Source organism: Pannonibacter sp. I15F10I1 (genome assembly GCF_900185665.1).
Taxonomy (GTDB): domain Bacteria; phylum Pseudomonadota; class Alphaproteobacteria; order Rhizobiales; family Stappiaceae; genus Pannonibacter; species Pannonibacter indicus.
The window spans coordinates 301,707-325,775 of record NZ_FYAN01000026.1; the positions used below are offsets into that span (position 1 = coordinate 301,707).

Below are 24,069 nucleotides of genomic sequence, written 5' to 3' on the forward strand. Positions count from 1 at the left end.
CCGGGGCGCTCAAGCCATTCCTTTTCAAGACAAGCCAGATTGGCCATACGATGAACATCTTTGCTGAATTCACCACCCGGGTGCAGGCTGCCGTCAAGGCGCTCGATCTTCCCAGCCCCTTGAGCGATCAGGATCTTGCCCGCATCACCGTGGAAAGCCCGCGCGATCCGGCCCATGGCGACCTTGCCACCAACGCGGCCATGGTTCTGTCCAAGCCGCTCGGCATGAAGCCGCGCGATCTGGCCGACCAGATTTCCGCAGCTCTTGCCAAGGATGCCGAAGTTGCAGAGGTCAGCGTTGCCGGTCCCGGCTTCATCAACCTGCGCGTCAAGCCCGTGGTGTGGCAGCGGATCCTGAAGGCTGTCGTCAGCGGCGGCCTTGACTTCGGCCGCTCCGCACTGGGCGGCGGCGCCAAGGTCAACGTGGAGTATGTTTCGGCCAACCCGACGGGCCCGATGCATGTGGGCCATACGCGCGGCGCGGTCTTCGGCGATGCGCTGGCCAACCTGCTGGCCTATGCCGGTTATGAAGTGACCCGCGAATACTACATCAACGACGCAGGCTCGCAGATCGACACGCTCGCCCGCAGCGCCTTCCTGCGCTACCGCGAGGCTCTGGGCGAGGACATCGGCGAGATTCCGGCTGGCCTCTATCCGGGCGACTATCTGAAGCCGGTGGGCGAGGAACTGGCCAAGGCTCATGGCAAGGCGCTGCTCGACATGGGCGAGGATGCGGCTCTGCCCATCGTCAAGGAAGCTGCGATTTCGGGCATGATGGAGCTGATCCGCGGCGATCTGAAGCTCCTCAACGTGCATCACGATGTGTTTTTCTCCGAGCGCACCCTGCATGAGCGCAGCGAAGGCGGAGAATCGCCCATCGACCGGATGCTGGACGTGCTGCGCGGCCGTGATCTCGTCTATGAGGGCACCCTGCCGCCGCCGAAAGGCCAGTTGCCGGAAGACTGGGAAGACCGCGAGCAGACCCTGTTCCGCGCCACCGGTTTTGGCGATGACATCGACCGGCCGCTGAAGAAGTCCGACGGCTCCTACACCTACTTTGCCGCCGACGTTGCCTATTTCCTGTCGAAATACGAGCGCGGCTTCAAGGAGATGGTCTATGTGCTGGGCGCCGACCACGGCGGCTATGTGAAGCGTCTGGAGGCGGTCGGCAAGGCCATCTCCGGCGGTTCGTCCGAAGTGATCGTGCGCCTGTGCCAGCTGGTGAAGCTGTTCCGGGCGGGCGAGCCCGTGCGCATGTCCAAGCGTGCCGGCGATTTCGTCACCCTGCGCGATGTGGTGGAGGAAGTGGGCCGCGATCCGGTGCGCTTCATGATGCTGTTCCGCAAGAATGACGCGCCGCTCGACTTCGATTTCCAGAAGGTGACGGAACAGTCGAAGGACAATCCCGTCTTCTACGTGCAGTATGGCCATGCCCGCTGCTGCTCTGTGCTGCGTCAGGCGGCTGAGGAGCTGAAGGGACAGGATTTGTCGGACGCTGCGCTTGCCGCGGTGAGCTACGAAGGCCTGAGTGATTCTGGCGAACTGGAGCTGATCGGCAAGCTTGCGATGTGGCCGAAGATGGTCGACGCCGCCGCCGAGGCGCATGAGCCGCACAGAATCGCGTTTTTCCTGCACGATCTGGCAAGTTCCTTGCATGCGCACTGGAACCGTGGCAAGGAAATGCCGCAATTACGTTTTATTAACCCTGAAAATACAGAGTTGACTCTCGCGCGTCTTGCTCTTGTGAGGGCAGTATCTTTGGTTCTTGCTTCTGGGCTTGCAATTCTTGGAGTCGACGCCCCCCAGGAAATGCGCTGAGGCAGGAGAGCGTGTCCGGCCGGGTGATCCCGGATAGCCAGTTGGCCTGGCCGGATGCCATCGGTGGAACGCAACACGAATATGTCTCAACGCTCTGACTTTCCCAGATCCGATTCTTTCCGTGAGGCAGATGCTGCCGCACGGCATACGGACGATCAGCTGGGCGCTGAGGATCCGCTGGTTCAGCTGGCGCGCATCGTCAACCGCAACCGTCCCGCATCTTCAGAATCTGGCGGCGATTACTTCGCAGCACTGGATCAGGATGATCTGCTGCGGGAGCCGGCGGGGCAACCTCCGGTTTCCGAGCCTGCCGGCTACGGCGGTGACGAGAGCCAGGGCGCTTACGGCCAGCCGGAGAGCTATGCTGGCCAAGAGGCTTATTCCGGCGCCGGATCCTATGCGGATGAGCCGTACGAAGCCTATCCGGACCAGCCGGACTATGGCGCTCCGGCCGTGGCCCTGCCTGAGGACTTCCATCTGGAAGACCCCTATGGCACTCCCCGCAGCGAGGAGAGCGGCTACCCTGAGGTCGTGTCGCAGCCTTTCGTGACACCGGATCTGCGCGGCGGCGGTGATCCCTTGCGCTATGAAGAGGCAGAGCCGGCGCAGTATGCCCCGTCAGTGGAGAGCTATGGCTTGCGCGGCTCGTCCGGCCTTCAGTTGGACGAAGATGCCTTCGCCTCTTCGCTGGCTGCCGGTGAGGGGGACTATTACGCTGGTGAGAGCGCTGAGGACGAGGCCGTTGCCAGCCTGCGCCCGGGCTTGAACCTGTCTCTCGATCCGGAAGAGCTCGCGGGCTATCCGCAAGATGATGCCGCCATGACCGGCGGCGAGGTTTACACAAGTCAGTCTTATGGCGCATCGGCCTATGCTGACGAGGGCTACGCAGACGATGGCGCTTACCCGGCAGAAGAAGCCTATACGGAAGCGGCTTATCCGGCTGAGGACTACGCTGGCAATCTGACGGCGGCTGGCAGCCGGTATGACGCCGGGGATCAGGGCGCGTTGCGCGGGTCTCTGGATCGGGGAAGCGGTTTTGATTTTGCTGCCAGCCTGGAGCAGGGGCTGGAGGATGAGCTGCAGGGCGCCTTCGAGGCAGGGCTTCAGGAACAGGGCCGCGTTCAACCGGCCTCTTCCTTCGCTGGATATGGCGAGGAGAGGCCTGCTCCTTCCGCTCATGGCCCAGAGGGGGGATCCATGGCGGCAAGTCTTTCGGCCGCTCTTGCCGGGTCGCTGGTGTCTGCGCTGAGCGAAGAGGTTTCTCCGGCCGGGGCAAAATCTGCGGAACGGACCTTCAAGCCGCGCGCAACACCCCAGATGCCTCAGGCCAAGGCCGAGCCTTCGAACAAGGCCGCCAGTGCGCCGTCCTACGGAGGCTATGACCCCGAGGCCCTGGCTGCGGCGCCCCAGCCGAGCAAGGCGGCCACCGCTGCTGTTCCCTTTGTGCCGGATGCCACGCAGCCCTGGCCATCGCTGGCGTCCGATGCAGCCGTGCGCAGCGCAAAGGAGGCTTCGGCCAGCTTTGCCGAGCTTGATGATCTGGTCGGGTCCCTGTTCAAGGATGAAAGACTGCAGCGGGGCAATGAGCCGGAGCGCAAGTCCTCCGGCCTTGATCCTGCCGATATCGATGACATGGCCTGGCCGGACGCCTTGCGCAATCTTCCGCGTGAGGCCGGTCCTGTCGAGGACGACCTGTCTGAGGGCGAGATTGCCGATATCTTTGCCCAGAGCCGTCCGCAGGCTCAGCAGCTGCCGCTGCTGTATGACGAGGACGAGGCACCGCCCCCTCCCGGTGGCTATGACCTTGATGCGGTGGCCCGTGCCATGCAGGAAAGCGATCCGACGCTTGCGGGCGCCGGTATCCTTCCGCCCCATTCCGCCTATGAAGAGCAGGCAGCTCCGCATTCGGGCAACAACCGCCGGGGCCTGAAGATTGCCGCCGCCGTGCTTGGCGTTGCCGTTGTCGGAGGGGCTGCCTTTGCGCTGCTCGGATCTGGCGGCTCGTCCGTGCCGGATGGCCCGCCGCAGGTGATTGCAGGGCTCGAAGAGCCGCTGAAGACCTATCCCGAACCGGCCGAAAGCGGCGCCAGCCAGCCCGCCAAGCTCATCTATGACCGTGTTGGCGGAGAGCCGGCCGATGGTGAGCGCATGGTCGTGCAGGACAGCCCGGAGCCGGCCGAACTTCCCCCCGCACCGGTGGATGGTTCTGCATCGGATCTGACGCCGGGGGCACCGAAGCGGGTGCGCACGCTCGTGGTGCGGCCCGACGGCACGATTATCAACGGCGCTTCGAGCGCTGACACGGCCGGTGCAGGGACAGTACGGACCGTTTCGCCCACGCCGGTTGCGCAGACCCCGGCACTGGAAACGCCGGGCATGCCCGGCGCAGCCGGTGCACTGGCTCCGGTTGCGGCCCTGACGCCGGCGCCGGGCGCCGAGGAGGCCGCAGGGCCTCTGACGCCGGTAACGCCGGAAGAACAGCGGGCTGCGGATGCGATTTTCAACGGTGCAACACCGCGGGTGAAGCCGGGTCCGGGCGCGCAGGTTGCGGCTGTTCAGCCGCAGCCGGTTCCGGCCCAGCCTTCCACGCCGCAGCCTGTCAATTCCGGACCACTCAACCTGACTCAGCCGGCGGCACCCCAGCCCGTTGCGGCTCAGCCCGCGCAGCAGCCGCAGGCCACCGCTCCGGCCGCGTCTTCGATTGCGCCGGGCACCTATGTGGTGCAGGTGACGTCTCAGCGCAGCCAGGAACAGGCGCAGACCGCCTACGCCGCCCTTCAGCGCCGCTACCCGTCGGTGCTGGGCGGGCAGACGCCGGTGATCGAGCCGATCGAGATCGAAGGCCGCGGCACGTTCTACCGCGTGCGCATTCCGGCCGGGTCCAAGGACGCTGCCGACGCGCTCTGCGGCAGCTTGCAGTCCGCCGGCGGCGATTGCTTCGTCCGCCGCAACTGAGACGGACAGCCAGAGACGAAAAAACGCCGGTCACGTGACCGGCGTTTCTCTTTTAAGGGTAATGCTTTACATCAATGCCTTCACAAGGTGCGGCAGGCTGCGCTCCAGCCGGTAGTCGATGGAGGAGTGGTTGTCCGGGAACTCCTCATAGACATGCGCGACGCCCCTTGCGGTCAGCGTCTGGTGCAGGCGGCGGGCGCCGTAGAGAAGATTGTACTGGTCGACGTCACCGCAATCGATCCACAGCGCCTTGAGGCTTGCAAGCGCGTCCAAATGCTGGGTGACGATCTGCGCCGGGTCATGTGCCAGCCAGTTGGCCCAGCGTTCCGGGATGAGCTCGCATGTGCCGGAGGTGACCGGCAGGCGGATGCCGCAGAAACTGTCCGGGTCCGGATCATAGCTCGCGGCCATGGCGAGAGACATCAGCACATGCATGTCGGCGCCGGAAAACTTCGGTCCTGCCTCGAAGTCGGTGATGAAACGCTCCACCGAGCCGCCCTTGCGCGCCAGCGTGCGCAGCACGTTGGGCATGTCGGGCAGGTAGCACAGCTCGAAACCCATGTCGCCGGAATGACAGGCGGCCGCCGACCACACATCCGCGTGCCGCATGGCATGCATGATGGCGCCATAGCCGCCGGAAGACTTGCCGAAAAGCCCGCGCTTGCCCTTGCCGCCGCAGCCGAAGCGGCCCTCGACCGCCTCCAGCATCGGGCCGGTGAGATATTGCGCCCACAGGCCCATGGCGGCCGAATCGACATACTGGTTGCCGCCCAGCCGGGTGAAGCAATCGGGCATGGCAATGACAACCGGGGGCAGGGTGCCATCTTCGATCATCCGGTCCAGCCGCTCGGGCAGGTTCTCGCCGAAATTCTTCCAGGCGGCATGGCCGGGGCCCGATCCGGTGAAGCCCGCAAGATCGACGAGAAGCGGAAGCCCCTTGCCATCATGGCCATGGGGCACGTAGACGATGACCTCGCGCTCTGCCGGATCGCCCAGGAGATTGGCTGCCAGCAGGGGGCTTGCGACCGTGAGGCTGTGAAGACTTCCCTTGGGTGTGTCGTGGCGCTTGCGCATGATGGCATCCTGTGATTGGCACATGGGTCTCAGGGCATGTTTATGAGCCAGGCGCACAGAGGGTGCAAATCAGCCCTTTGTGCGGCCTGACAGATCCGGGCGGTTCCTGTGGAAGGACGCCCGCAAAGGTGTTTGATGACGAAGGCATTCATCACGGGCTGTGCGGGGCTGGAACTTTCGCAGGATGAGCGCGCCTTTCTGGCTGCCGAAGACCCGTGGGGGCTCATTCTCTTCCGCCGCAACTGCGAGAGCCGCGAGCAGATCGGGGCGCTGACAGCCGCCTTCCGTGAGGCAGTTGGCCGCAGCGATGCGCCCGTGCTGATCGACCAGGAAGGCGGGCGGGTGCAGCGCCTGCGCCCACCGCTCGCCCCGTCCTATCCGGCTGCGCGCCGCTTCGGAGCGCTTTATGAGCTGGACCGGGAAAAGGGCCTGCGCGCCGCCTTTCTCGGCGCGCGGCTGATCGCCCATGACCTGGCCGAGCTCGGCATCACCGTAGACTGTATGCCCGTGCTGGACGTGCTGTTCCCGCAGACCGTGGATGCCATCGGCGACCGGGCCTATGCGGAGGAGCCGGAGACGGTGGCGGCACTTGCCCGGGCCGCCTGTGACGGCCTGCTGGCAGGCGGAGTGCTGCCGGTGATCAAGCATCTTCCCGGACACGGGCGGGCGGAAGTCGACAGCCATTTGGAACTGCCGCGCGTGCGGGCACCGCGCACTGATCTGGAAGCGGTGGACATGCTGCCGTTCCGCAAGCTTGCAGATTTGCCGCTGGGCATGACCTGTCATCTGCTGTTCGAGGATATCGATCCGGATCATCCGGCCACCCAGTCGAAGATCATCATTGAAGAGGTCATCCGCGGCCAGATCGGCTTTGACGGCGTGTTGATGAGTGACGATCTTTCCATGGAGGCTCTGGGCGGCGATATTGGCAGCCGGGCTGCGAAATCCTTTGCTGCGGGCTGCGATCTTGCGCTTCACTGCAACGGGGATCTCAAAGAGATGCGGCAGGTGGCGGCAGTTGCGCCGGTGCAGCAAGGCGGCAGCCTTGACCGCTGCGCGCGGGCCCTTGCCGCGCGCCGGATGCCGGAAACGGGCTTTGATACGCTTGCGGCGCGGGCGGAAATGGATGAACTGCTGGGCGGTGCGGGGCTTGCCTGAATTTGTGTGACCCGGAACCAGCGCGTGAAGGAAACGGCAGATGGTGATACAGCCGGACTTTCTGGAAGGCCCGCCCATCGACAATGAGCGGGCGGTGTCCGATCCGCAGCTTGTCGTGGATGTGGACGGCTTTGAAGGCCCGCTCGATCTGCTGCTGACGCTGGCGCGCGGCCAGAAGGTGGATCTCACCCGCATTTCCATTCTGGCGCTGGTGGAGCAGTATCTTGCCTTCGTCTCCGAAGCCCACAAGATGCGGCTGGAACTGGCGGCCGACTATCTGGTGATGGCGGCCTGGCTCGCCTATCTGAAGTCGCGCCTGCTGATCCCCGAGCAGAAGAACGAGGATGAGCCGACAGGCGAGGAACTGGCCGCAGCACTCGCCTTCCGCCTGCAGCGCCTTGAGGCGATGCGCAATGCTGCCGCTGCGCTGATGGCGCGCAACCGGCTGGGCCGGGATGTGTTTGCCCGCGGCGCGCCGCAGCAGCTCGCCGTGCAGCGCAAGAGCGTCTGGACGGCGACCATCTACGAGCTTCTGACCGCCTATGCGGCGCAGCGTCAGCGCCAGTCGGTCACCCACGTGCGGGTGCGGCTCAGGACCGTGTGGTCACTGCAGGAGGCGCGCGAAATCCTCACGCGCCTTGTCGGCAGTATGGCGGACTGGGCGCCGATCAATTCCTATCTGATGGACTATCTGATGGACGATCAGGAACGGGCGACCGTGCTCGCCAGCACGTTCTCCGCCAGCCTCGAAATGGTGCGTGAAGGGCATATCGAGCTGCGCCAGTCCGGCCCGTTCGAGCCGGTCTATATCAGAAAACGGCAGGAGGGTTCCCGCGATGGCGGATGAGATCGACCGGGATGGCCTGCGCATGGTGGAGGCGCTGCTCTTTGCCTCTGCCGAGCCGCTGGCGCGGGACGACATTGCCGCCCGGCTGCCGCAGGGCATGGATGTGGATGGCCTTCTCTCGGAGCTGAAGCGCCATTATGCGATGCGCGGCGTCAATCTGGTGCGGGTGGCCGGCAAGTGGGCCTTCCGCACCGCCGAGGATCTGGCCTATCTGTTGCAGCGCGAGGCGGTGGAACAGCGCAAGCTCTCGCGGGCGGCGCTGGAAACCCTTGCCATTATCGCCTATCACCAGCCGGTGACCCGCGCCGAGGTGGAAGAAATCCGCGGCGTTTCGACCAACAAGGGCACGCTGGACGTGCTGATGGAAACCGGTTGGATCCGCATGCGCGGCCGCCGCAGGACACCGGGCCGCCCGGTCACTTACGGCACCACGGATGCCTTTCTCGACCATTTCGGGCTGGAGGTCATCGGCGATCTGCCGGGCCTTGAGGAGCTGAAGGGGGCAGGGCTGCTCGACAGTGCCATCCCCGCCAGCTTCCATGTGCCGATGCCTGACGATTCGGATGCCCTTGCCCCGGATGAAGATCCGCTGGAGACAGGGGAACTGTTCGATTTCGAGGAGCTTGAAGAAGAGGAACCGCAGCAATGAGCGCAACCGCCCTGAAGGAACGGCCCGAAAGCGGCGATACCCCCGGCTGGGGGGCGCGCGGCACGGCGGGGGCGGCTTTCGCAGCTGGTCTGGCCTTCGAGAATGTCTTTCATGCCTATGATGGGGTGCCGACGCTGCATGGTGTCAGCCTCAGCATCGAGCCGGGCGAAATTCTCTGCCTTCTGGGGCATTCGGGCTGCGGCAAGACAACGCTGATGCGCATTGCGGCCGGTGTCGAGCCGCAAACGTCCGGCCGTGTGCTGATCAACGGTGAGGAAGTTGCCGGGCCTGCCCGCTTCCTGCCGCCCGAGAAACGCGGTGTGGGCCTGATGTTCCAGGACTATGCGCTGTTTCCGCATCTCACCAACCGTGAGAACGTGATGTTCGGCCTGACGCAGTTGAGCCGTGATGCGGCCCGCTCGGTGGCCGGGCAGATGCTGGCGCGGGTGGGGCTGGCGGGCTACGCGGATGATTATCCCCATTCTTTGTCCGGCGGCGAGCAGCAGCGCGTGGCGCTGGCCCGTGCAATTGCGCCGCGCCCTGGCATCCTGCTGATGGATGAGCCGTTTTCGGGCCTTGACCGGCGCCTGCGCGACGATGTGCGCGAGGAAACCCTGATGATCCTGCGCGAGACGCGGGCGACCTGCATCATGGTGACCCACGACCCGGAAGAGGCGATGCGCATGGGCGACCGGATCGCCCTCATGCGGCGCGGACGGCTGGTGCAGTTCGGCACGGCGCGGGAGCTTTATCTCCAGCCCACAAGTCGGTTTGCCGCCCGTTTCTTCTCCGAGGTCAATGAACTGGAGGGCGTGGCCACGGCAGACGGGCTGGACTGTGCCCTGGGCCGGCTGGCGCTGGAGCCGGAGCGCTGCTTGCCTGCCGGCACGAAACTGGACATCTGCGTGCGCCCGGAAGGCGTGATTCTTTCCGGCGCAGAGGGCAAAGGCTGCAAGGGGCGCATTCTCAGCCGCCGCTTCATCGGCATGGCAGATCTGGTGCTTGTGGACGTGGAAGGACTGTCCCAGCCCCTGAAGGCGCGGTTGCGCGGTGATGAGGGCCTTACTGCAGGTTCCGATGTGAGTGTGGAGCTTGATCCACGGGATGTACTTGCCTTTGCCAAAGAGGCCGTAACCGACTAGAAGGAGCTTGCGGGGCCGTGTTCCGGGTCCCACATCTATCGGGCGCGGCGCTTCCTGGAAAAGCGTCCTGCGCCAGGGGCAAGGGTGCACGAGGGCAGGGCATTGCGTATCTGACCCATATTGGGAGTTCAGGGAATGAGTATTGGTATCTGGCAGCTGCTGATCATCGCAGTGATCGTCATCCTGCTCTTCGGGCGTGGCAAGATCTCCGACCTGATGGGCGACGTCGCCAAGGGCATCAAGAGCTTCAAGAAGGGCATGGCCGAGGACGACACGGCCGAGAAGGCTCCCGAAGCGTCCAAGACCATCGAACACAAGCCGGCCGATCCGGTTGCTGCCGACAAGGTACAGGACCAGTCCAAGGCTGGCTGATCCGTCAGTCGCTTTGTCGCTAGGGATGGCGGTTATTCATGTTCGATATCGGATGGGCTGAACTTATGGTGATTGCCTGCGTGGCGATCATTGTCGTTGGCCCGAAAGACCTGCCGCGGATGCTGCGGACCTTCGGTCAGATCGTCGGCAAGGCGCGGCGTATGGCGAACGAGTTCCAGTCGACCTTCAATGATGCCATCCGCGAGGCTGAGCGTCAGGCCGACATCGACGACATGCGCAAGGCGGCCGACGCTGCTGCCAACTTCAATCCTCTGGGGGACCTGAAGAAGTCGATTGAAGGGGACCGCGCGGCCGGCAAGGAAGCCGCCTCTCCGGCTCCAGCTGCGGATGCAGCGGCACCCGTTTCGCCGCCGGTGCCCGTTTCCGCCGCCAGCTCGACGGAAGACCAGCCGCTGGCGGTTCCCGTGACGGGGCCTCAACCACCCGAACCCGTGGTTGAGCCCAAGTCTGAGCCTGCTCCAGCCGCTCCGGCCACCCCCGCAGAAGCACAGGCTGCACCCGCTTCCCAGGACAAGACAGCATGAGCCAGGACGACATCGACGCCTCCAAGGCGCCGCTCATCGAGCACCTGATCGAGCTGCGCTCCCGCCTGCTGAAGTCGGTCATCGCCTTCATCATCATGTTTGTCGTGTGCTTTTACTTCGCGACGGACATCTACAACATCCTGACGGTGCCGTATCTCAAGGCAGTGGGATCGGCCAAGCCTGTGGAGATGATCTTCACGGCGCCGCAGGAGTGGTTCTTCACCCAGATGAAGCTGGCGCTGTTCGGCGCCCTGTTCCTGGCGTTTCCGGTGATTGCCTCGCAGATCTACATGTTCGTGGCGCCGGGGCTCTACAAGAACGAGCGGCGGGCCTTCCTGCCGTTCCTGGCGGCCACGCCGGTTCTGTTCCTGATGGGGGCATGCCTCGTCTATTTCTTCGTCATGCCGATGGCGATGGGCTTCTTCCTGTCGATGGAGCAGACGGGCGGCGAGGGCAAGGTGGCCATCCAGCATCTGGCCAAGGTGAGTGAATATCTCGGTCTCATCATGACCCTGATCTTCGCCTTCGGCCTCGTGTTCCAGCTGCCGGTGGTTCTGACGCTGCTGGGCCGCTCCGGCTTCCTGACGTCGCAGACGCTCAAGGAAAAGCGGAAATATGCGATCGTGGTGGGTTTCATCGCGGCCGCCGTTTTGACCCCGCCCGATCCCATCAGTCAGATCGGCCTTGCGGTCCCGACCTTGCTTCTCTACGAAGTGTCCATTCTTTCGGTGCGGATGATCGAGCGCAAGCGGGCCGAAAAGGAAAAGGAAGACGCGGCGGCGTGAACCGCCTCCAGCCTTCCTTGCCTTTGCCCCTTCCGCCGGTCTGTCCGGGCCGCTTTTCCTGTCTTTCAGCGGAAGCCTGACATGTTCGACATCAAGTGGATCCGGGACAATCCCGACGCCTTCGACGCAGCCCTCGCACGCCGTGGCCTCGACAAGGCATCCGCCCGTCTCATCGCCCTCGACGATGCGCGCCGCAGCCACATCGCCCGTCTGCAGGAAGCCCAGGAGCGCCGCAATGCCGCTTCCAAGGAGATTGGCAAGGCCAAGGCCACGAAGGATGAGGCAGCGGCTCAGGCACTGATCGATGAAGTTGCCAAGATCAAGACCTTCATTCAGGAGGGCGAGGAAGAAGAGCGCCGCCTGAACGAGGCACTCGACAAGGCGCTCTGCGTCATCCCCAACCTGCCGCTGGACGATGTGCCTTATGGCGAGGATGAAAGCGGCAACGTTGTCTACCGCACCTGGGGTGAGAAGCCGGAGCTGAGCCTTGGCTTTGCGCCGAAGGAGCATTACGAGCTGGGCGAGGCCAACGGCGGCATGGACTTTGCCGTTGCAGCCAAGCTGTCGGGCGCGCGTTTCGTTGTGCTCAAGGGCCAGCTGGCGCGGCTTGAACGGGCGCTCGGCCAGTTCATGATCGACCTGCACACGACCCAGAACGGCTACACCGAAGTGTCGCCGCCGCTCCTCGTCAATTCCGAAACCCTCTATGGCACCGGCCAGCTGCCGAAGTTCGAGGAAGATCTCTTCAAGGCCGGTGACAACCACTATCTCGTGCCCACGGCTGAAGTGCCGCTGACCAATCTGGTGGCGGGCGAGATCCTGACGGAAGACATGCTGCCGCTGCGCGTCACGGCGCTGACCTATTGCTTCCGTTCGGAAGCCGGTTCGGCCGGCCGCGATACGCGCGGCATGCTGCGCCAGCACCAGTTCCAGAAATGTGAGCTGGTGTCGGTGACAACGCCCGAAACCTCGCTGGACGAGCTGGAGCGGATGCTGGGTTGCGCCGAGATGGTGCTGCAGAAGCTCGGCCTGCATTACCGCGTCATGACCCTGTGCACCGGCGACATGGGCTTCGGCTCGCAGAAGACCTATGACATCGAGGTCTGGCTGCCGGGACAGAACACCTACCGCGAAATCTCGTCCTGCTCGGTTTGCGGCGACTTCCAGGCCCGCCGCATGAGTGCGCGCCTGCGCCCGTCCGATCCGGCGGCCAAGGGCCTGCGCTACGTGCATACGCTCAACGGCTCGGGTCTTGCTGTCGGCCGCACGATGATTGCGGTGATGGAGAACTACCAGAACGCCGATGGCAGCATCACGGTGCCGGAGGTTCTGCGCCCCTACATGGGCGGCCTCGAAAAGATCGGGTGAGCCATGCGCATTCTCATCACCAATGATGATGGCATTCATTCTCCGGGGCTCTATGCCCTGGAGCGGATTGCGAAGACCCTGTCCGACGATGTCTGGATCGTCGCGCCGGAAACCGACCAGAGCGGCGTTGCCCATTCACTGACCTTGTCCGAGCCGCTGCGCCTGCGCCAGGTGAACGACCGCCACTTTGCCCTGCGCGGCACGCCGACGGACTGTGTCATCATGGGGGCCCGCAAGGTGCTGCCAGATATGCCGGACCTCATTCTCTCCGGCATCAACCGGGGTGAGAATGTCGCCGATGACGTGACCTATTCGGGCACCGTTGCAGGCGCCATGGAAGGGGCCATCCTCGGCATTCCCTCGATTGCCATCTCGCAGGCCTATGGCTACGGGCAGGGGCGCAACCCGGACTATTCCACGGCGGAAACGCATGGCCCGGCGCTGTTCCGCAAGCTGCTGGACTTCAGGCTGCCGCGTTACACGCTTTTGAACGTCAACTTCCCCGCCTGTCCGGCGGATCAGGTGGCGGGCGTGCGGGTGACGGTGCAGGGCCATCATGAGCAGACGGGCCTGATGGTGGATGAGCGCGTCGACGCGCGCGGCTTCCCGTATTTCTGGCTTGGCTTTACCGCCCGCACGCATGATCCTGTCGGCAACAGCGATCTCAACGCACTCAATGCCAATTGCATCTCCGTGACGCCGCTGCGCCTGGATCTGACCGCGCATGATCTGGTCGGGCTGGTGGCAGAGCATCTGGCCTGATTGCGGGATGCAACGAGGGGCATGAAAGGGGTGGGGCATGCCGCAGGTGTTCGACACCGGTCCGGAATCGGTCACACAGGATGAGTCGGAGGCCCGTGCGGCGCTGGTTCTGTCCCTGCGCCGCCGCGGGCTGAACGACAGGCGTGTGCTCTCCGCCATCGAACGGGTGCCGCGCCGGCTGTTCCTCTCTGCCCGCCATCACCGCTTTGCCTATGAGGATTCGCTGCTGCCGATCGAATGCGGTCAGGTGGTCAGTGCGCCGTCGATGGTGGCCAGGATGGTGCAGCTTCTGGAGATTGCGCCAAACCACCGGGTGCTGGAGATCGGCACCGGGTCTGGCTACCAGACGGCGATTCTCTCCCACCTGAGCCAATATGTCTTCACCGCAGACCGCTACCAGACGCTGATCAATCTGGCCCGCCAGCGCATTGCAGCGCTGAAGATCCAGAATGTCGAGTTTCATCATGCCGATGGGCTGACGGGTCTGCGCGAGAGAGCCCCCTATGACCGGATCATCCTGACAGGTTCGGTTCCGGCCATCCCTGATTCTGTGCGCCTGCAGCTTGCGCCGGATGGCATCCTTCTCGCCCCGGTCGGCCCTGCGGGACAGCAGCAGGATCTGATGTGCATGCGCAAGGTGGATGGTGAATACCAGAGCAGCAAAGTTGGCGAAGTCCGGCTGGTCTCCTTGCGCGATGGGATCGCACAGGTGCTCTAAACGCCCGCAAATCAAGGAGTTTACCTTTTGTTGATGCGGCGTTTAGGCTTTGTCAACCTTACTCGCTTCTAATGATTGCCAGTGGTTTTCAACTGTGGATCAGAGTAGGGCGATGGCAAATCCGATGCGTGAGTATCGCAGCTCCCTGCGTTTGCGGGTCGCAGCAATCTGTGTACTGGCTTCTGTAGGCGCCGGGTGCAGCGGCAGCATGGAGCGCTTCGCTGACGGCCCCATTTACACCGGCAGCACGCCTAATCAGCGTTCGATCCTTGCAAATTCCGGCGGTGGCCAGCCGACCTATCAGGACGTGGTGGCCGGGCGTGGCAGCAATAATGGGGGCTTGCCTGCTTCCGGCGGCTCGCCCCGCACGACAGGTTCGGTCTCCGGTTCGTCGCTGCCGCCGCTGGCGCAGTCTTCCGGTTCTCCGGTGCCGCAGCCGGTTGCTGCTGCTCCGGCACCTGCCCAGCCCGTGGCTGCTCTTTCGCAGGCACAGGGCGAGCGGTCCTGGCGTGGCTGGTCAAGTGCAGGCGGGACCCGCGTGACCGCACGCCAGAACGAAACCGTGACTTCCATGGGCCAGCGTTTCGGCGTTCCTGCCGATGCCATCGCGGCCGTCAACGGGATCGACAAGAACGCCCCGCTGCAGGCCGGGCAGACAGTGCTGATTCCCACTTATTCCACGGCAGGCGTTTCGGCTCCGCAGGCAACGCTGCCGCCCGCCGGCGGGGCTCCTGCAACAACCGGAACCATTGCGCCTGCTCCGCAGCAGCTCGCTGCCGTGTCAGCGCCGGACCGCAAGCCGACTAATGCCCGGCAGGCCGCAAATGCTCCGGCCCCGGCCAAACCGGTGACCCGCACGAATGAGCCGAAGCCGGCTGCCCCGATCGCCGCCCTGCGTGAGGTGCAGCCTTCCAGCCTGCCGGCCAATGACAAGCCGGCCATAGAGGCTCTGAATTCTGCCGCCGGTGAAGGCAAGCCGGTGCAGACCGCGTCCATCGACCCGGATGAGGCCGTAGGCGGGCCGATGTTCCGCTGGCCGGTGCGTGGCCGCATCATTTCCGAATTCGGCTCCAAGCCGGGCGGCGCGCGCAATGACGGCATCAATCTGGCGGTGCCGGAAGGCACGCCGGTGAAGGCCGCCGGTGATGGTTCGGTCATCTATGCCGGAAATGAGCTGCAGGGCTTCGGCAATCTGGTTCTGATCCGCCACGCGGATGGCTGGGTTTCGGCCTATGCCCACAACAGCGAGATCCTGGTCAAGCGCGGTGACGAGGTGCAGCGCGGTCAGGTGATCAGCAAGGCGGGTGCCACCGGCAACGTGACCCAGCCGCAGGTGCATTTCGAGCTGCGTCAGGGCAACCGTCCGGTGGATCCGACGCGCTATCTGCCCAAGGGCTGACCGGCGCTTCGGATAAGCTCAATGAAGAACAAGGCCCGGAAAGCATGTGCTCTCCGGGCCTTGTTGATTCTGTGCCGCAGTTGCCTCAGGACAATGGTTTGCCGAGGCGCCCTGCCAGATCCTGGATATACTGGAAGGCAACGCGGCCCGAACGTCCGCCCCGGGTGGTGGACCATTCGAGAGCCTCTGCCCGCAGCGTTGCGGCATCGATCTCCAGCCCGAAATGTCGCACATAGCCGCCGACCATCTCCAGATAGTCGTCCTGGCTGCAGTTGTGGAAGCCGAGCCACAGGCCGAAACGGTCGGAGAGGGAGACCTTTTCCTCCACCGCCTCGGCCGGATTGATCGCGGTCGAGCGCTCGTTCTCGATCATGTCACGCGGCAGCAGGTGGCGGCGGTTGGAGGTGGCGTAGAAGATGACATTCTCGGGCCGTCCCTCGATGCCTCCTTCCAGAACCGCCTTCAGCGACTTGTAGGAGGTATCATCGTGATCGAAGCTCAGGTCGTCGCAGAAGATGATGAAGCGGTGCGGGGCGCCCTTGATGATCTTCATCAGGGCGGGCAGGGTGTCGATATCCTCGCGGTGGATCTCGATCAGCTTCAGCGCGGGCACGCCGCCGTCAGAATTGATCGCCCCGTGAACGGCCTTCACCAGCGACGATTTGCCCATGCCTCTGGCGCCCCACAGCAGGGCGTTGTTGGCCGGAAGCCCCTTGGCAAAGCGCATGGTGTTTTCAAAGAGGAGGTCCCGCACGCGCGAGACGGCGCACAGAAGGTCCAGGTCCACCCGGTTGACCTTCGGCACGGGCGACAGTTCGCCCGGGTGAGGCTGCCAGACAAAAGCGTCTGCAGCGGCAAAGTCCGGGGCAGACGGCTCAGCGGGAACAGCCCGGGCGATGAGGCTGATCAGTGTGTCGAGCTTTGCCGACAGCAACTGGAAGTCCGGGTTGATTTGTGGAAAATCTTTGGCGCCTTGGGTCATCTTGCAGGTGTAACTCGCGGTCTGAGTGCCTATATGGCGCGAGGAAACGCGTCTTTGTCAGGCTTAGCATGTGGGGAAGGGGGCCGAAATGCCGGTTTTGGCTGGATCGGTACGCTCAATATTGCAGCATGGCTTGAATTGCGGGGCTCCCTCGGTATAGTCCGCGCAATCTGATGAAGGCGAAACCAGAAATAAACTGGTGGTGCCATCCGCCAATGGTGAGAATCGCCCTTCTGCGAGGAGAGCTTGATGTTGATTACCCCTGCCTATGCCCAGACCGGTGCCGGTGGCCCCGACTTCCTGATCCAGATGCTGCCCTTCGTGGCCATCTTTGCCATCATGTATTTCCTCATCATCCGCCCGCAGCGTCAGCGGGTGAAGAAGCACCAGGAAATGGTCGCCAACCTGCGCCGCGGTGATACGGTGATCACGGCTGGCGGTCTGATCGCCAAGGTGGTCAAGGTGGTTGACGATTCGGAAGTGCAGGTTGAACTGTCTGAAGGCGTGCGCGTGCGTCTGGTGCGCTCCATGGTGCAGGAAGTGCGTTCCAAGTCCGAGCCGGTCAAGGACGGCGAATAATCCCATCCCTGCGGATCCCATTGGCCCGGCCCCTTGTGCCGGGCCTTAATACAGGCGTTTCGACATGCTCTATTTCGCACGCTGGAAGATCGCACTGATCATTGGTGTGATTCTTGCGGGCATTGTGTCCGTCTTGCCGAACTTTCTGCCGGCATCGACACTTGCATCCTGGCCCAAGTGGCTTCCCCAGCGCCAGATTGTGCTTGGTCTCGATCTTCAGGGCGGCGCCTATCTGCTCTATGAGATCGACCGGCAGGACTATATCCAGAAGAGCCTGACGACGCTGACAGGTGAGATCCGCAGCGAACTGCGCAAGGAGCCGCGCATCGGCTACACCGGTCTTGGCATCCAGGGTGAGAGCGTGCAGCTGCGCATCCGCGATATGGACCGCCTGAACGATGTGCGCGAGCGCCTGCAGCCGCTGGTCAATCCGCTGGTGAACTCCCTGTTCGGCGGCGGCTCGGTCAATGAATTTGCCCTCTCGGTGGATAACGACGGCCTCGTCCGCTTTACCTTCACCGAAGACGGCCTCAACCAGCGCATGGCTTCAATCGTGCAGCAGTCGATCGAGGTCATCCGCCGCCGCGTGGATGAACTGGGCACGACTGAGCCCAATATCCAGCGCCAGGGCACCGACCGCATTCTCGTGGAAGCGCCGGGCGAGCAGAACCCGGAGCGCCTGAAGTCGCTGATCGGCCAGACGGCGCAGCTGACCTTCCACCTCGTCGACACCACCATGTCCGCCGAACAGGCCATGCAGGGCCGCCCGCCGGCAGGTACCGTGGTGATCAGCTCGGTGGACGATCCTCCGATGCCGTATCTCGTCGAGGAAGTGCCGCTGATGACCGGCGAGGATCTGTCCGACGCGCAGGTCTCGATCAACCAGCAGACCAACGAGCCTGTCGTGAGCTTCCGCCTGAACACGGCGGGCGCGCGCAAGTTTGCGACTGTCACCACGCAGAACGTCGGCCGTCCCTTTGCCATCGTGCTCGACAACGAGGTGATTTCCGCCCCGCGCATCAATGAGCCGATCACGCAAGGGGCGGGGCAGATCTCGGGCAATTTCACCGTCCAGACCGCCAATGATCTGGCCGTTCTGCTGCGCGCCGGTGCGCTTCCGGCGAGGCTCACCGTGATCGAGGAGCGGGCCATCGGCCCCGGCCTTGGTCAGGATTCCATCGATGCCGGCCGTCTTGCCTCGATGATCGGTGCCGCAGCGGTGATCATTTTCATGCTGCTCGCCTATGGCCGTTTCGGTCTGTTCGCGGACATTGCCCTGGCGGTGAACGTGACGCTGATCTTCGCCATGCTGACGCTCTTGCAAGCAACGCTGACACTGCCCGGTATCGCCGGTATCGTGCTCACCATCGGTATGGCCGTAGATGCCAACGTGCTGATCTATGAGCGCATACGCGAGGAATACCGCAACGGACGCTCGGCCATTTCGGCGATTGACGCAGGTTTCTCCCGCGCGTTCAGCACCATTGTGGACGCCAACGTGACGACGCTGATTGCAGCCCTTGTGCTGTTCCAGCTCGGCTCCGGCCCGGTGCGCGGCTTTGCCGTGACGCTGGCCATCGGCATCCTGACAACGGTGTTCACCGCCTTCACCTTCACTCGGCTTCTTGTCGCGATCTGGGTCCGCAGGGCCCGGCCGACGAAGCTTGCGCTCTGATCCGGGAGAAAAACGTCATGGCTTTGCTCCGTCTCTTTCCGGACAACACCAAATACCGCTTCATGTGGTTCAGGACGGTCAGCTATCCGCTGTCCATCGTCATCGCCATCGTGTCCTTCGGCCTGTTCTTTTCCGTGGGTCTCAACTACGGCATCGACTTCAAGGGCGGCAGCCTGATCGAGCTGAAGACGCAAGGGCCGGCAGACCTCGCCGCCATCCGCGGTGAGCTTTCGGCCCTCAATCTCGGTGATGTGCAGGTTCAGCAGTTCGGCGATCCCGACGAGGTGCTGATCCGCATCGAGCAGCAGGATGGGGGAGAGCTGTCCCAGCAGGCGGCCATCAACAACATCCGCGAGACCTTCGAGGGGCAGGTGGAGTTCCGCCGTGTCGAGATCGTCGGCCCGCGTGTCTCCGGTGAACTGGCGAGAGCCGGCACCATTGGCGTGACCGTGGCGCTGATCTGTATCCTGTTCTACGTCTGGTTCCGCTTTGAATGGCAGTTTGCCGTGGGCGCCATCCTGACGACGCTCAACGATGTGATCGTCACCATCGGCCTTTTCGTGGTTCTGCAGCTCGACTTCACCCTGTCGAGCATCGCGGCCATCCTGACCATCATCGGTTATTCGCTGAACGACACGGTGGTGGTCTATGACCGTATCCGCGAGAACCTGCGCCGCTACAAGAAGATGCCGCTAGCCGAGCTTCTTGATCTGTCGATCAACGAGACCCTGGCGCGTACGACCATGACCTCGGTGACGACGCTGATCGCCCTTCTGGCGCTTTACACCTTCGGCGGTGAGGTCATCCAGTCCTTCACGCTGGCCATGATCATCGGCGTGGTGATCGGCACCTACTCGTCGATCTTCCTGGCGGCTCCCTTGCTCATCCTGTTCAACCTGCGCGGTACCGGCGGCGGTGAGGAAGAGGATGGCGCCAAGGACGGCAAGTCACCGGCCAAGACGGCCTGAAGGCGGTCTCATGGAAATCCGCAAGGCGCATTTTCCCGGACGTGCACCCGTCGACTCCTATGGAGGCGGCGGGTTCCGCTTTGCGGGCATGTCCCATCACGGGTCGATCCTGTGCCTGCCGAGCGGGATCCACGGCTGGGATGTGACGGGCATTGGGGATCTCTCGCCAGACGTGTTTTCCAGGGTGCTGGAGCAGGCAGAGGACATCGAAGTGCTGCTGATTGGCACCGGCGCGGAGCTCAAGCCTCTTGGCAGTGAGTTGCGCTCCCTGTTCCGCGAGACCGGGATCAAGGCCGAGCCCATGTCCACCGGCGCCGCCGTCCGGACGCTCAACGTTCTCCTCTCCGAAGACCGTGCCGCCGCGGCAGCGCTGATTGCGGTGGACTGACCTGAAGGCCAGGCCAGTTCCCTGACACTGTGCCCTTGAGGCATCCGCAGTTCACCGCTCTGGTCCACGCTGGAAAGAGGCCTATTTAGGCAAGAATGCAGACGAATTTTAGCCACGCACAGGCACTGGTGCGCCAGCACGATCCGGACCGTTATCTGACGGCATTGCTCGCTCCGGAAGAGCACCGTGGCGGGTTGATGGCCCTTTATGCCTTCAACATGGAAGTGGCGCGGGTGCGTGAGCTGGTGCGCGATCCTCTGCCCGGCGAGGTCCGCCTGCAGTGGTGGCGGGATTTTCTTGCAGGCAGTGCGCATGGTGATGCCAATGCCAATCCGGTGGCTGCTGCCCTTGCCAGCACCATCGAGCGCTACCGGCTGCCTGTCGAGGCCTTGCAGGGGCTGATCGATGCGCGGGTCTTTGATCTTTACGACGATCCCATGCCAACCCTGCATGATCTGGAGGGCTATACCGGAGAGACGTCCTCGGCGCTGATGCAGCTGGCCTCGATCATTCTGGCGGGCGGGGATGAGGCCGGCACCTGTGACCTTGCGGGACACGCCGGTGTTGCCTACGGCCTTACGGGGCTGCTGCGGGCTCTGCCCTGGCATGCCTCCCGCCGGCAGCTTTATCTGCCGGCCGATGTGCTGGACCGGCATGGGGTGGACCGGGAAACCCTGTTCCGGGGCGAGGCGACGCCGGAACTGGGAGCAGCTCTGGCCGAAATGCATGAGCATATCCGCCATCATCTCGGCCGCGTGAAGAGCCTGAAAACGGTCTGCACGCCTGGTATCGTGCCCGCCTTCCTGCCGGTTGTGCTCGTCGAGGCGTTTCTGGGGAAGATGGAGCAGAAGGGGTATGATCCGCTGCGCTCCGAGGTATCCCTGTCCCAGCTGCGGCGCCAGTGGCTGATCTGGCGCGGTGCCCGGCGCCTGCTCGGCTGACCGCTCAGCTTTTGATCAGGCGTGTCGCTCAGGCCCCGGCAAAGCGCCGGGCCAGAGCCACGAAACCGGCGATATCAATTTCTTCCGCCCGTGCCGTCGGCGCAAGGCCGCAATCATTGATGCGCGTTTCCGCATCCGCCTTCAGCCCCTTCAACGAGGCACGCAGCATCTTGCGGCGCTGACCGAAGGCAGCCGCCGTCACCCGCTCCAGATCCTTCAGATCACAGGGCAGGGGCGCGGGATTGGGCGTGAGATGCACCACCGACGAGGTGACTTTCGGCGGCGGTGTGAAGGCCTGCGGATTGAGGTCAAACAGGATCTTCGCCCGCGTCCGCCAGCCCGCCAGCACGCCCAGCCGGCCATAGGCATCATCCTCAACCGTCGCCACGATGCGCTCGGCCACTTCCTTCTGGAACATCAGCGTCAGCGATTCCCAGAATGGCGGCCAGGTGGGGGAGGTGATCCAGTTGAGCAGGAGCTGTGTGCCGACATTATAGGGCAGGTTGGCGACGATCTTGACCGGATAGCCTTCACTCAAGGCGGCTGGATCAATCGTCAGCGCATCGGCTTCGAGCACCTCGAGGCGGCCCGGATAATGCGCCGAGATTTCGGCAAGGGCCGGAAGGCAGCGGCTGTCCTTCTCGATGGCCACCACCTTGCGTGCGCCATTGGCGAGCAGCGCCCGGGTCAGGCCACCGGGGCCGGGGCCGACCTCGACCACGGTGCAGGCCGAAAGATCTCCGGCGGAGCGGGCAATGCGTGAGGTCAGGTTGAGGTCGAGCAGGAAATTCTGGCCGAGCGACTTCTTCGCGTCGAGGCCGTGCGTACGGATCACCTCGCGCAAGGGCGGCAGGCCGTCGATCTGGCTCATTCAAGATTCTCCGGCTCAGCCAGGACGGCGGCCATGCGCAACGCGGCCGCAAGGCTCTGCGGCCTTGCCTTGCCTGTGCCTGCGATATCGAAAGCCGTGCCATGGTCGGGCGAGGTGCGCACGAAGGGCAGGCCGAGGGTCACGTTCACCGTGTCGTCAAAGGCGATGGTCTTGACCGGGATCAGAACCTGGTCGTGATACATGCCGAGCACGCAGTCATAGGTCTTGCGGGCCTCCGGATGGAAGAGCGTATCGGCCGGCCAGGGACCGCTGACATCCATGCCCTCATTCCGCAGCTGCTCAAGGGCAGGGGCAATGATATCGATATCTTCCCGTCCCATGCTGCCGCCTTCGCCAGCATGCGGGTTAAGCCCGGCAACGGCGATGCGTGGCCTTGCAAGGCCAAAGCGCTTGCGGAAGTCCCTGTCCACAATGCGTGCGGTCTCGAGGATGAGCTCAGCCGTCAGCGTGGCCGGAACGGCACTGAGCGGGATATGGACGGTGACGGGCACCACCATCAGTTCAGGCCCCGCCAGCAGCATCACGGGCGTATGGGGACCTACCCCAAACTGTCCGGCCAGCTCTCCCAGATATTCGGTATGGCCGGGATGGCGGAAGCCGGCGTCATAGAGCGTCTTCTTGGCGATGGGATTGGTGACGACGGCCGCAGCCCGGCCTTCGCGCACATCGGCCACACAGGCGTCAATCGAGGCGATGACGGCGGCGGCGGTGGCTGGATCCGGTGTTCCCGGCAGATCAGCCATGTTGTGACCGTCCGCAACCACCGGAAGCGCGCTGGAAAAGGCTTCGCAGGCATCTTCCGGGGCAACTTCGATGATGGGCACGTCAAGGCCGAGCCGCGCGGCTCGGCTGCGCAGAAGTTCGGGATCTGTCCGCACATAAAAGGGCGGCAGCGCCATAAGGCTCCGCTCTGCCCAGCATTGCAGGGTGACATCCGGTCCGATGCCTGCGGGTTCGCCGCTTGTCACGGCAAGCGGAAGACGGATGTCAGCCATCGGCGGAGCCTTGCCCGGTTTGTTACCTGTAGGAAATCACCGACTGGCGGCGCAGATCCTGGATGTAGCGCCGGGTCAGCTGCTCGCCCTCCTTCTGGCGCAGCTCGTCCTCGATCTCGGTGCGGGCCGCCACATCAGACGCCAGTTCACGCTTGCCGCAAACGGCGATCATTTCAAGCCCGCGCGGGGTGACCTGGGCCGGGGTCAGGCGGCCAACTTCCGTCTTGGCAATCACGTCCTTCATGTCACCCGGAAGCTCGGTCTCCAGACGGAAGCCAACAGTCTTGACGACGACTTCATTGAAGGCCCGTGCCTTCTCAGCAGCCTGTTCGCAGCTAGTGAAGCTCTGGCGGAACTGGTCGGCCTCTCTCTTGCGCTGCGCCTTGAAGTTGCCCGAAGCCTTTTCGGGCACGACGAAGATCACCTGCTCGAGCCTGTATTCGATGCTCTTGAGAGGCTGGTCCTTCTCGTTCCTCAGCTTCTGCAACTGAGCTGCGATATCGGATTCGCTGACCGAGACCCGGCCCTGGAAACGCTGACGAAGTATCTGTGACCAGGCGATTTCCGTGCGCAGGCGATCGCGCAGCGTCTGAGGATCAACACCGCTCTGGCGCAAGGCTGCGGACAAGTTGGCAGGGGTCAGCTTGACGCGTGACGCAATCGTTGCAAAGGCATCGTCGACCTGCTTCTTGGAAACCGAGATGCCGTAGCGCTTGGCTTCCTTGAGTTTCAGCACCTCGTCAATGAGCTCATCCTGAGCCGCTTTGGTGGCCGCAGCGCCGCTCTTGCGTTCGGTCAGGGAAATAAGGCGGGCCCGCTGCCCGATCTGGAACGAGGTGATGGCCTGATCATCCACAACCACCTTGATGGCAGACTGGGCGTACACGCCGACAGGAGTTGCCGCCACAAGGCAAAGGGCGGCGCAGGCGATCATCAGTGATTTTTTCATCTCATCCCAGCCGGCACGTGCTCCCGGCGTCTCCCTTATGACGTCGTGGACATGAATTTGACCCGTAACAAGGCTTAGTCAGTCACGGTCAATGCTTTTATCCACGCAA

The 24,069-nt window shown here is 63.7% G+C and carries 23 protein-coding genes; 18 read left to right on the forward strand and 5 right to left on the reverse strand.

The window, feature by feature from the left end; all coding sequences use genetic code 11:
• The first annotated feature begins 50 nt into the window (after positions 1-50).
• Positions 51-1,817 carry an arginine--tRNA ligase gene (gene argS, locus IF10I1_RS14680; protein WP_186393367.1) on the forward strand — a complete coding sequence of 589 codons (1,767 nt, stop codon included), beginning with the start codon at positions 51-53 and terminating at the stop codon, positions 1,815-1,817.
• Positions 1,818-1,898: 81 nt separating this feature from the next.
• On the forward strand, positions 1,899-4,772 hold the full coding sequence (locus IF10I1_RS14685; RefSeq protein WP_186393368.1) for an SPOR domain-containing protein: 2,874 nt from the start codon (positions 1,899-1,901) through the stop codon (positions 4,770-4,772).
• A gap of 66 nt (positions 4,773-4,838) precedes the next feature.
• Here the strand turns inward: IF10I1_RS14685 and IF10I1_RS14690 are convergent, their stop codons facing one another.
• Positions 4,839-5,846, reverse strand: coding sequence for an alpha/beta hydrolase family protein (locus IF10I1_RS14690; RefSeq protein WP_164477567.1), 1,008 nt, complete (start codon positions 5,844-5,846; stop codon positions 4,839-4,841).
• A 135-nt stretch (positions 5,847-5,981) separates the two neighbouring features.
• On the opposite strand from IF10I1_RS14690, the gene nagZ reads away from it, so the two are divergent.
• The 11 genes from nagZ (at position 5,982) to IF10I1_RS14745 (ending at position 15,591) form a co-directional block, all read left to right on the forward strand.
• The gene (gene nagZ / locus IF10I1_RS14695; protein WP_186393369.1) at positions 5,982-7,004 is read left to right on the forward strand and encodes a beta-N-acetylhexosaminidase; all 1,023 of its coding nucleotides are present in this window, start codon (positions 5,982-5,984) and stop codon (positions 7,002-7,004) included.
• Between the two features lie 40 nt (positions 7,005-7,044).
• Complete coding sequence (locus IF10I1_RS14700; protein WP_186393370.1) at positions 7,045-7,851, forward strand: ScpA family protein; 807 nt, start codon at positions 7,045-7,047, stop codon at positions 7,849-7,851.
• Complete coding sequence (gene scpB, locus IF10I1_RS14705) at positions 7,841-8,500, forward strand: SMC-Scp complex subunit ScpB (RefSeq protein WP_050475187.1); 660 nt, start codon at positions 7,841-7,843, stop codon at positions 8,498-8,500. The genes IF10I1_RS14700 and scpB overlap by 11 nt, the downstream gene beginning before the upstream one ends.
• Positions 8,497-9,642, forward strand: coding sequence for an ABC transporter ATP-binding protein (locus tag IF10I1_RS14710; protein WP_186393371.1), 1,146 nt, complete (start codon positions 8,497-8,499; stop codon positions 9,640-9,642). Before scpB ends, IF10I1_RS14710 begins: the two co-directional genes overlap by 4 nt.
• Before the next feature lie 135 nt (positions 9,643-9,777).
• Positions 9,778-10,014 carry a twin-arginine translocase TatA/TatE family subunit gene (locus tag IF10I1_RS14715; protein ID WP_050475185.1) on the forward strand — a complete coding sequence of 79 codons (237 nt, stop codon included), beginning with the start codon at positions 9,778-9,780 and terminating at the stop codon, positions 10,012-10,014.
• Positions 10,015-10,052: 38 nt separating this feature from the next.
• Positions 10,053-10,559 (forward strand): Sec-independent protein translocase protein TatB, encoded by a 507-nt coding sequence (gene tatB, locus IF10I1_RS14720; RefSeq protein WP_050475184.1) that lies wholly within the window; start codon positions 10,053-10,055, stop codon positions 10,557-10,559.
• A complete protein-coding gene (gene tatC / locus IF10I1_RS14725) occupies positions 10,556-11,344 on the forward strand; it encodes a twin-arginine translocase subunit TatC (protein WP_050475183.1) in 789 nt (262 codons plus the stop codon). The genes tatB and tatC overlap by 4 nt, the downstream gene beginning before the upstream one ends.
• 81 nt (positions 11,345-11,425) lie before the next feature.
• Positions 11,426-12,712, forward strand: a complete 1,287-nt coding sequence (gene serS / locus IF10I1_RS14730; RefSeq protein WP_186393372.1) for a serine--tRNA ligase — start codon at positions 11,426-11,428, stop codon at positions 12,710-12,712.
• Positions 12,713-12,715: 3 nt separating this feature from the next.
• On the forward strand, positions 12,716-13,474 hold the full coding sequence (gene surE / locus IF10I1_RS14735) for a 5'/3'-nucleotidase SurE (RefSeq protein ID WP_186393373.1): 759 nt from the start codon (positions 12,716-12,718) through the stop codon (positions 13,472-13,474).
• A 37-nt stretch (positions 13,475-13,511) separates the two neighbouring features.
• Positions 13,512-14,192, forward strand: a complete 681-nt coding sequence (locus tag IF10I1_RS14740) for a protein-L-isoaspartate(D-aspartate) O-methyltransferase (protein ID WP_050475180.1) — start codon at positions 13,512-13,514, stop codon at positions 14,190-14,192.
• A 208-nt stretch (positions 14,193-14,400) separates the two neighbouring features.
• Positions 14,401-15,591, forward strand: coding sequence for a M23 family metallopeptidase (locus tag IF10I1_RS14745; protein ID WP_244284726.1), 1,191 nt, complete (start codon positions 14,401-14,403; stop codon positions 15,589-15,591).
• Between the two features lie 85 nt (positions 15,592-15,676).
• Here the strand turns inward: IF10I1_RS14745 and IF10I1_RS14750 are convergent, their stop codons facing one another.
• Positions 15,677-16,573, reverse strand: a complete 897-nt coding sequence (locus IF10I1_RS14750) for an ATP-binding protein (protein ID WP_050475178.1) — start codon at positions 16,571-16,573, stop codon at positions 15,677-15,679.
• A 249-nt stretch (positions 16,574-16,822) separates the two neighbouring features.
• On the opposite strand from IF10I1_RS14750, the gene yajC reads away from it, so the two are divergent.
• The 5 genes from yajC (at position 16,823) to IF10I1_RS14775 (ending at position 21,124) form a co-directional block, all read left to right on the forward strand.
• Positions 16,823-17,152: a preprotein translocase subunit YajC gene (gene yajC / locus IF10I1_RS14755; RefSeq protein WP_050475177.1), complete on the forward strand. Its 330-nt coding sequence runs from the start codon at positions 16,823-16,825 to the stop codon at positions 17,150-17,152.
• Positions 17,153-17,216: 64 nt separating this feature from the next.
• Positions 17,217-18,827 (forward strand): protein translocase subunit SecD, encoded by a 1,611-nt coding sequence (gene secD, locus IF10I1_RS22975; protein ID WP_050475176.1) that lies wholly within the window; start codon positions 17,217-17,219, stop codon positions 18,825-18,827.
• Positions 18,828-18,844: 17 nt separating this feature from the next.
• The gene (gene secF / locus IF10I1_RS22980; RefSeq protein ID WP_050475175.1) at positions 18,845-19,795 is read left to right on the forward strand and encodes a protein translocase subunit SecF; all 951 of its coding nucleotides are present in this window, start codon (positions 18,845-18,847) and stop codon (positions 19,793-19,795) included.
• Positions 19,796-19,805: 10 nt separating this feature from the next.
• A complete protein-coding gene (locus IF10I1_RS14770) occupies positions 19,806-20,183 on the forward strand; it encodes an Mth938-like domain-containing protein (RefSeq protein ID WP_186415509.1) in 378 nt (125 codons plus the stop codon).
• A gap of 95 nt (positions 20,184-20,278) precedes the next feature.
• Positions 20,279-21,124 carry a phytoene/squalene synthase family protein gene (locus tag IF10I1_RS14775; RefSeq protein WP_186415508.1) on the forward strand — a complete coding sequence of 282 codons (846 nt, stop codon included), beginning with the start codon at positions 20,279-20,281 and terminating at the stop codon, positions 21,122-21,124.
• Positions 21,125-21,152: 28 nt separating this feature from the next.
• Here IF10I1_RS14775 and rsmA read toward each other — a convergent pair whose 3' ends face one another.
• The 3 genes from rsmA to IF10I1_RS14790 are packed head-to-tail and all read right to left on the reverse strand — an operon-like array spanning position 21,153 to position 23,960.
• On the reverse strand, positions 21,153-21,995 hold the full coding sequence (gene rsmA / locus IF10I1_RS14780; protein WP_186415507.1) for a 16S rRNA (adenine(1518)-N(6)/adenine(1519)-N(6))-dimethyltransferase RsmA: 843 nt from the start codon (positions 21,993-21,995) through the stop codon (positions 21,153-21,155).
• A complete protein-coding gene (gene pdxA / locus IF10I1_RS14785) occupies positions 21,992-23,011 on the reverse strand; it encodes a 4-hydroxythreonine-4-phosphate dehydrogenase PdxA (RefSeq protein ID WP_186415506.1) in 1,020 nt (339 codons plus the stop codon). Before pdxA ends, rsmA begins: the two co-directional genes overlap by 4 nt.
• 22 nt (positions 23,012-23,033) lie before the next feature.
• Positions 23,034-23,960 carry a SurA N-terminal domain-containing protein gene (locus IF10I1_RS14790; RefSeq protein ID WP_208977436.1) on the reverse strand — a complete coding sequence of 309 codons (927 nt, stop codon included), beginning with the start codon at positions 23,958-23,960 and terminating at the stop codon, positions 23,034-23,036.
• Between the last annotated feature and the right edge of the window lie 109 nt (positions 23,961-24,069).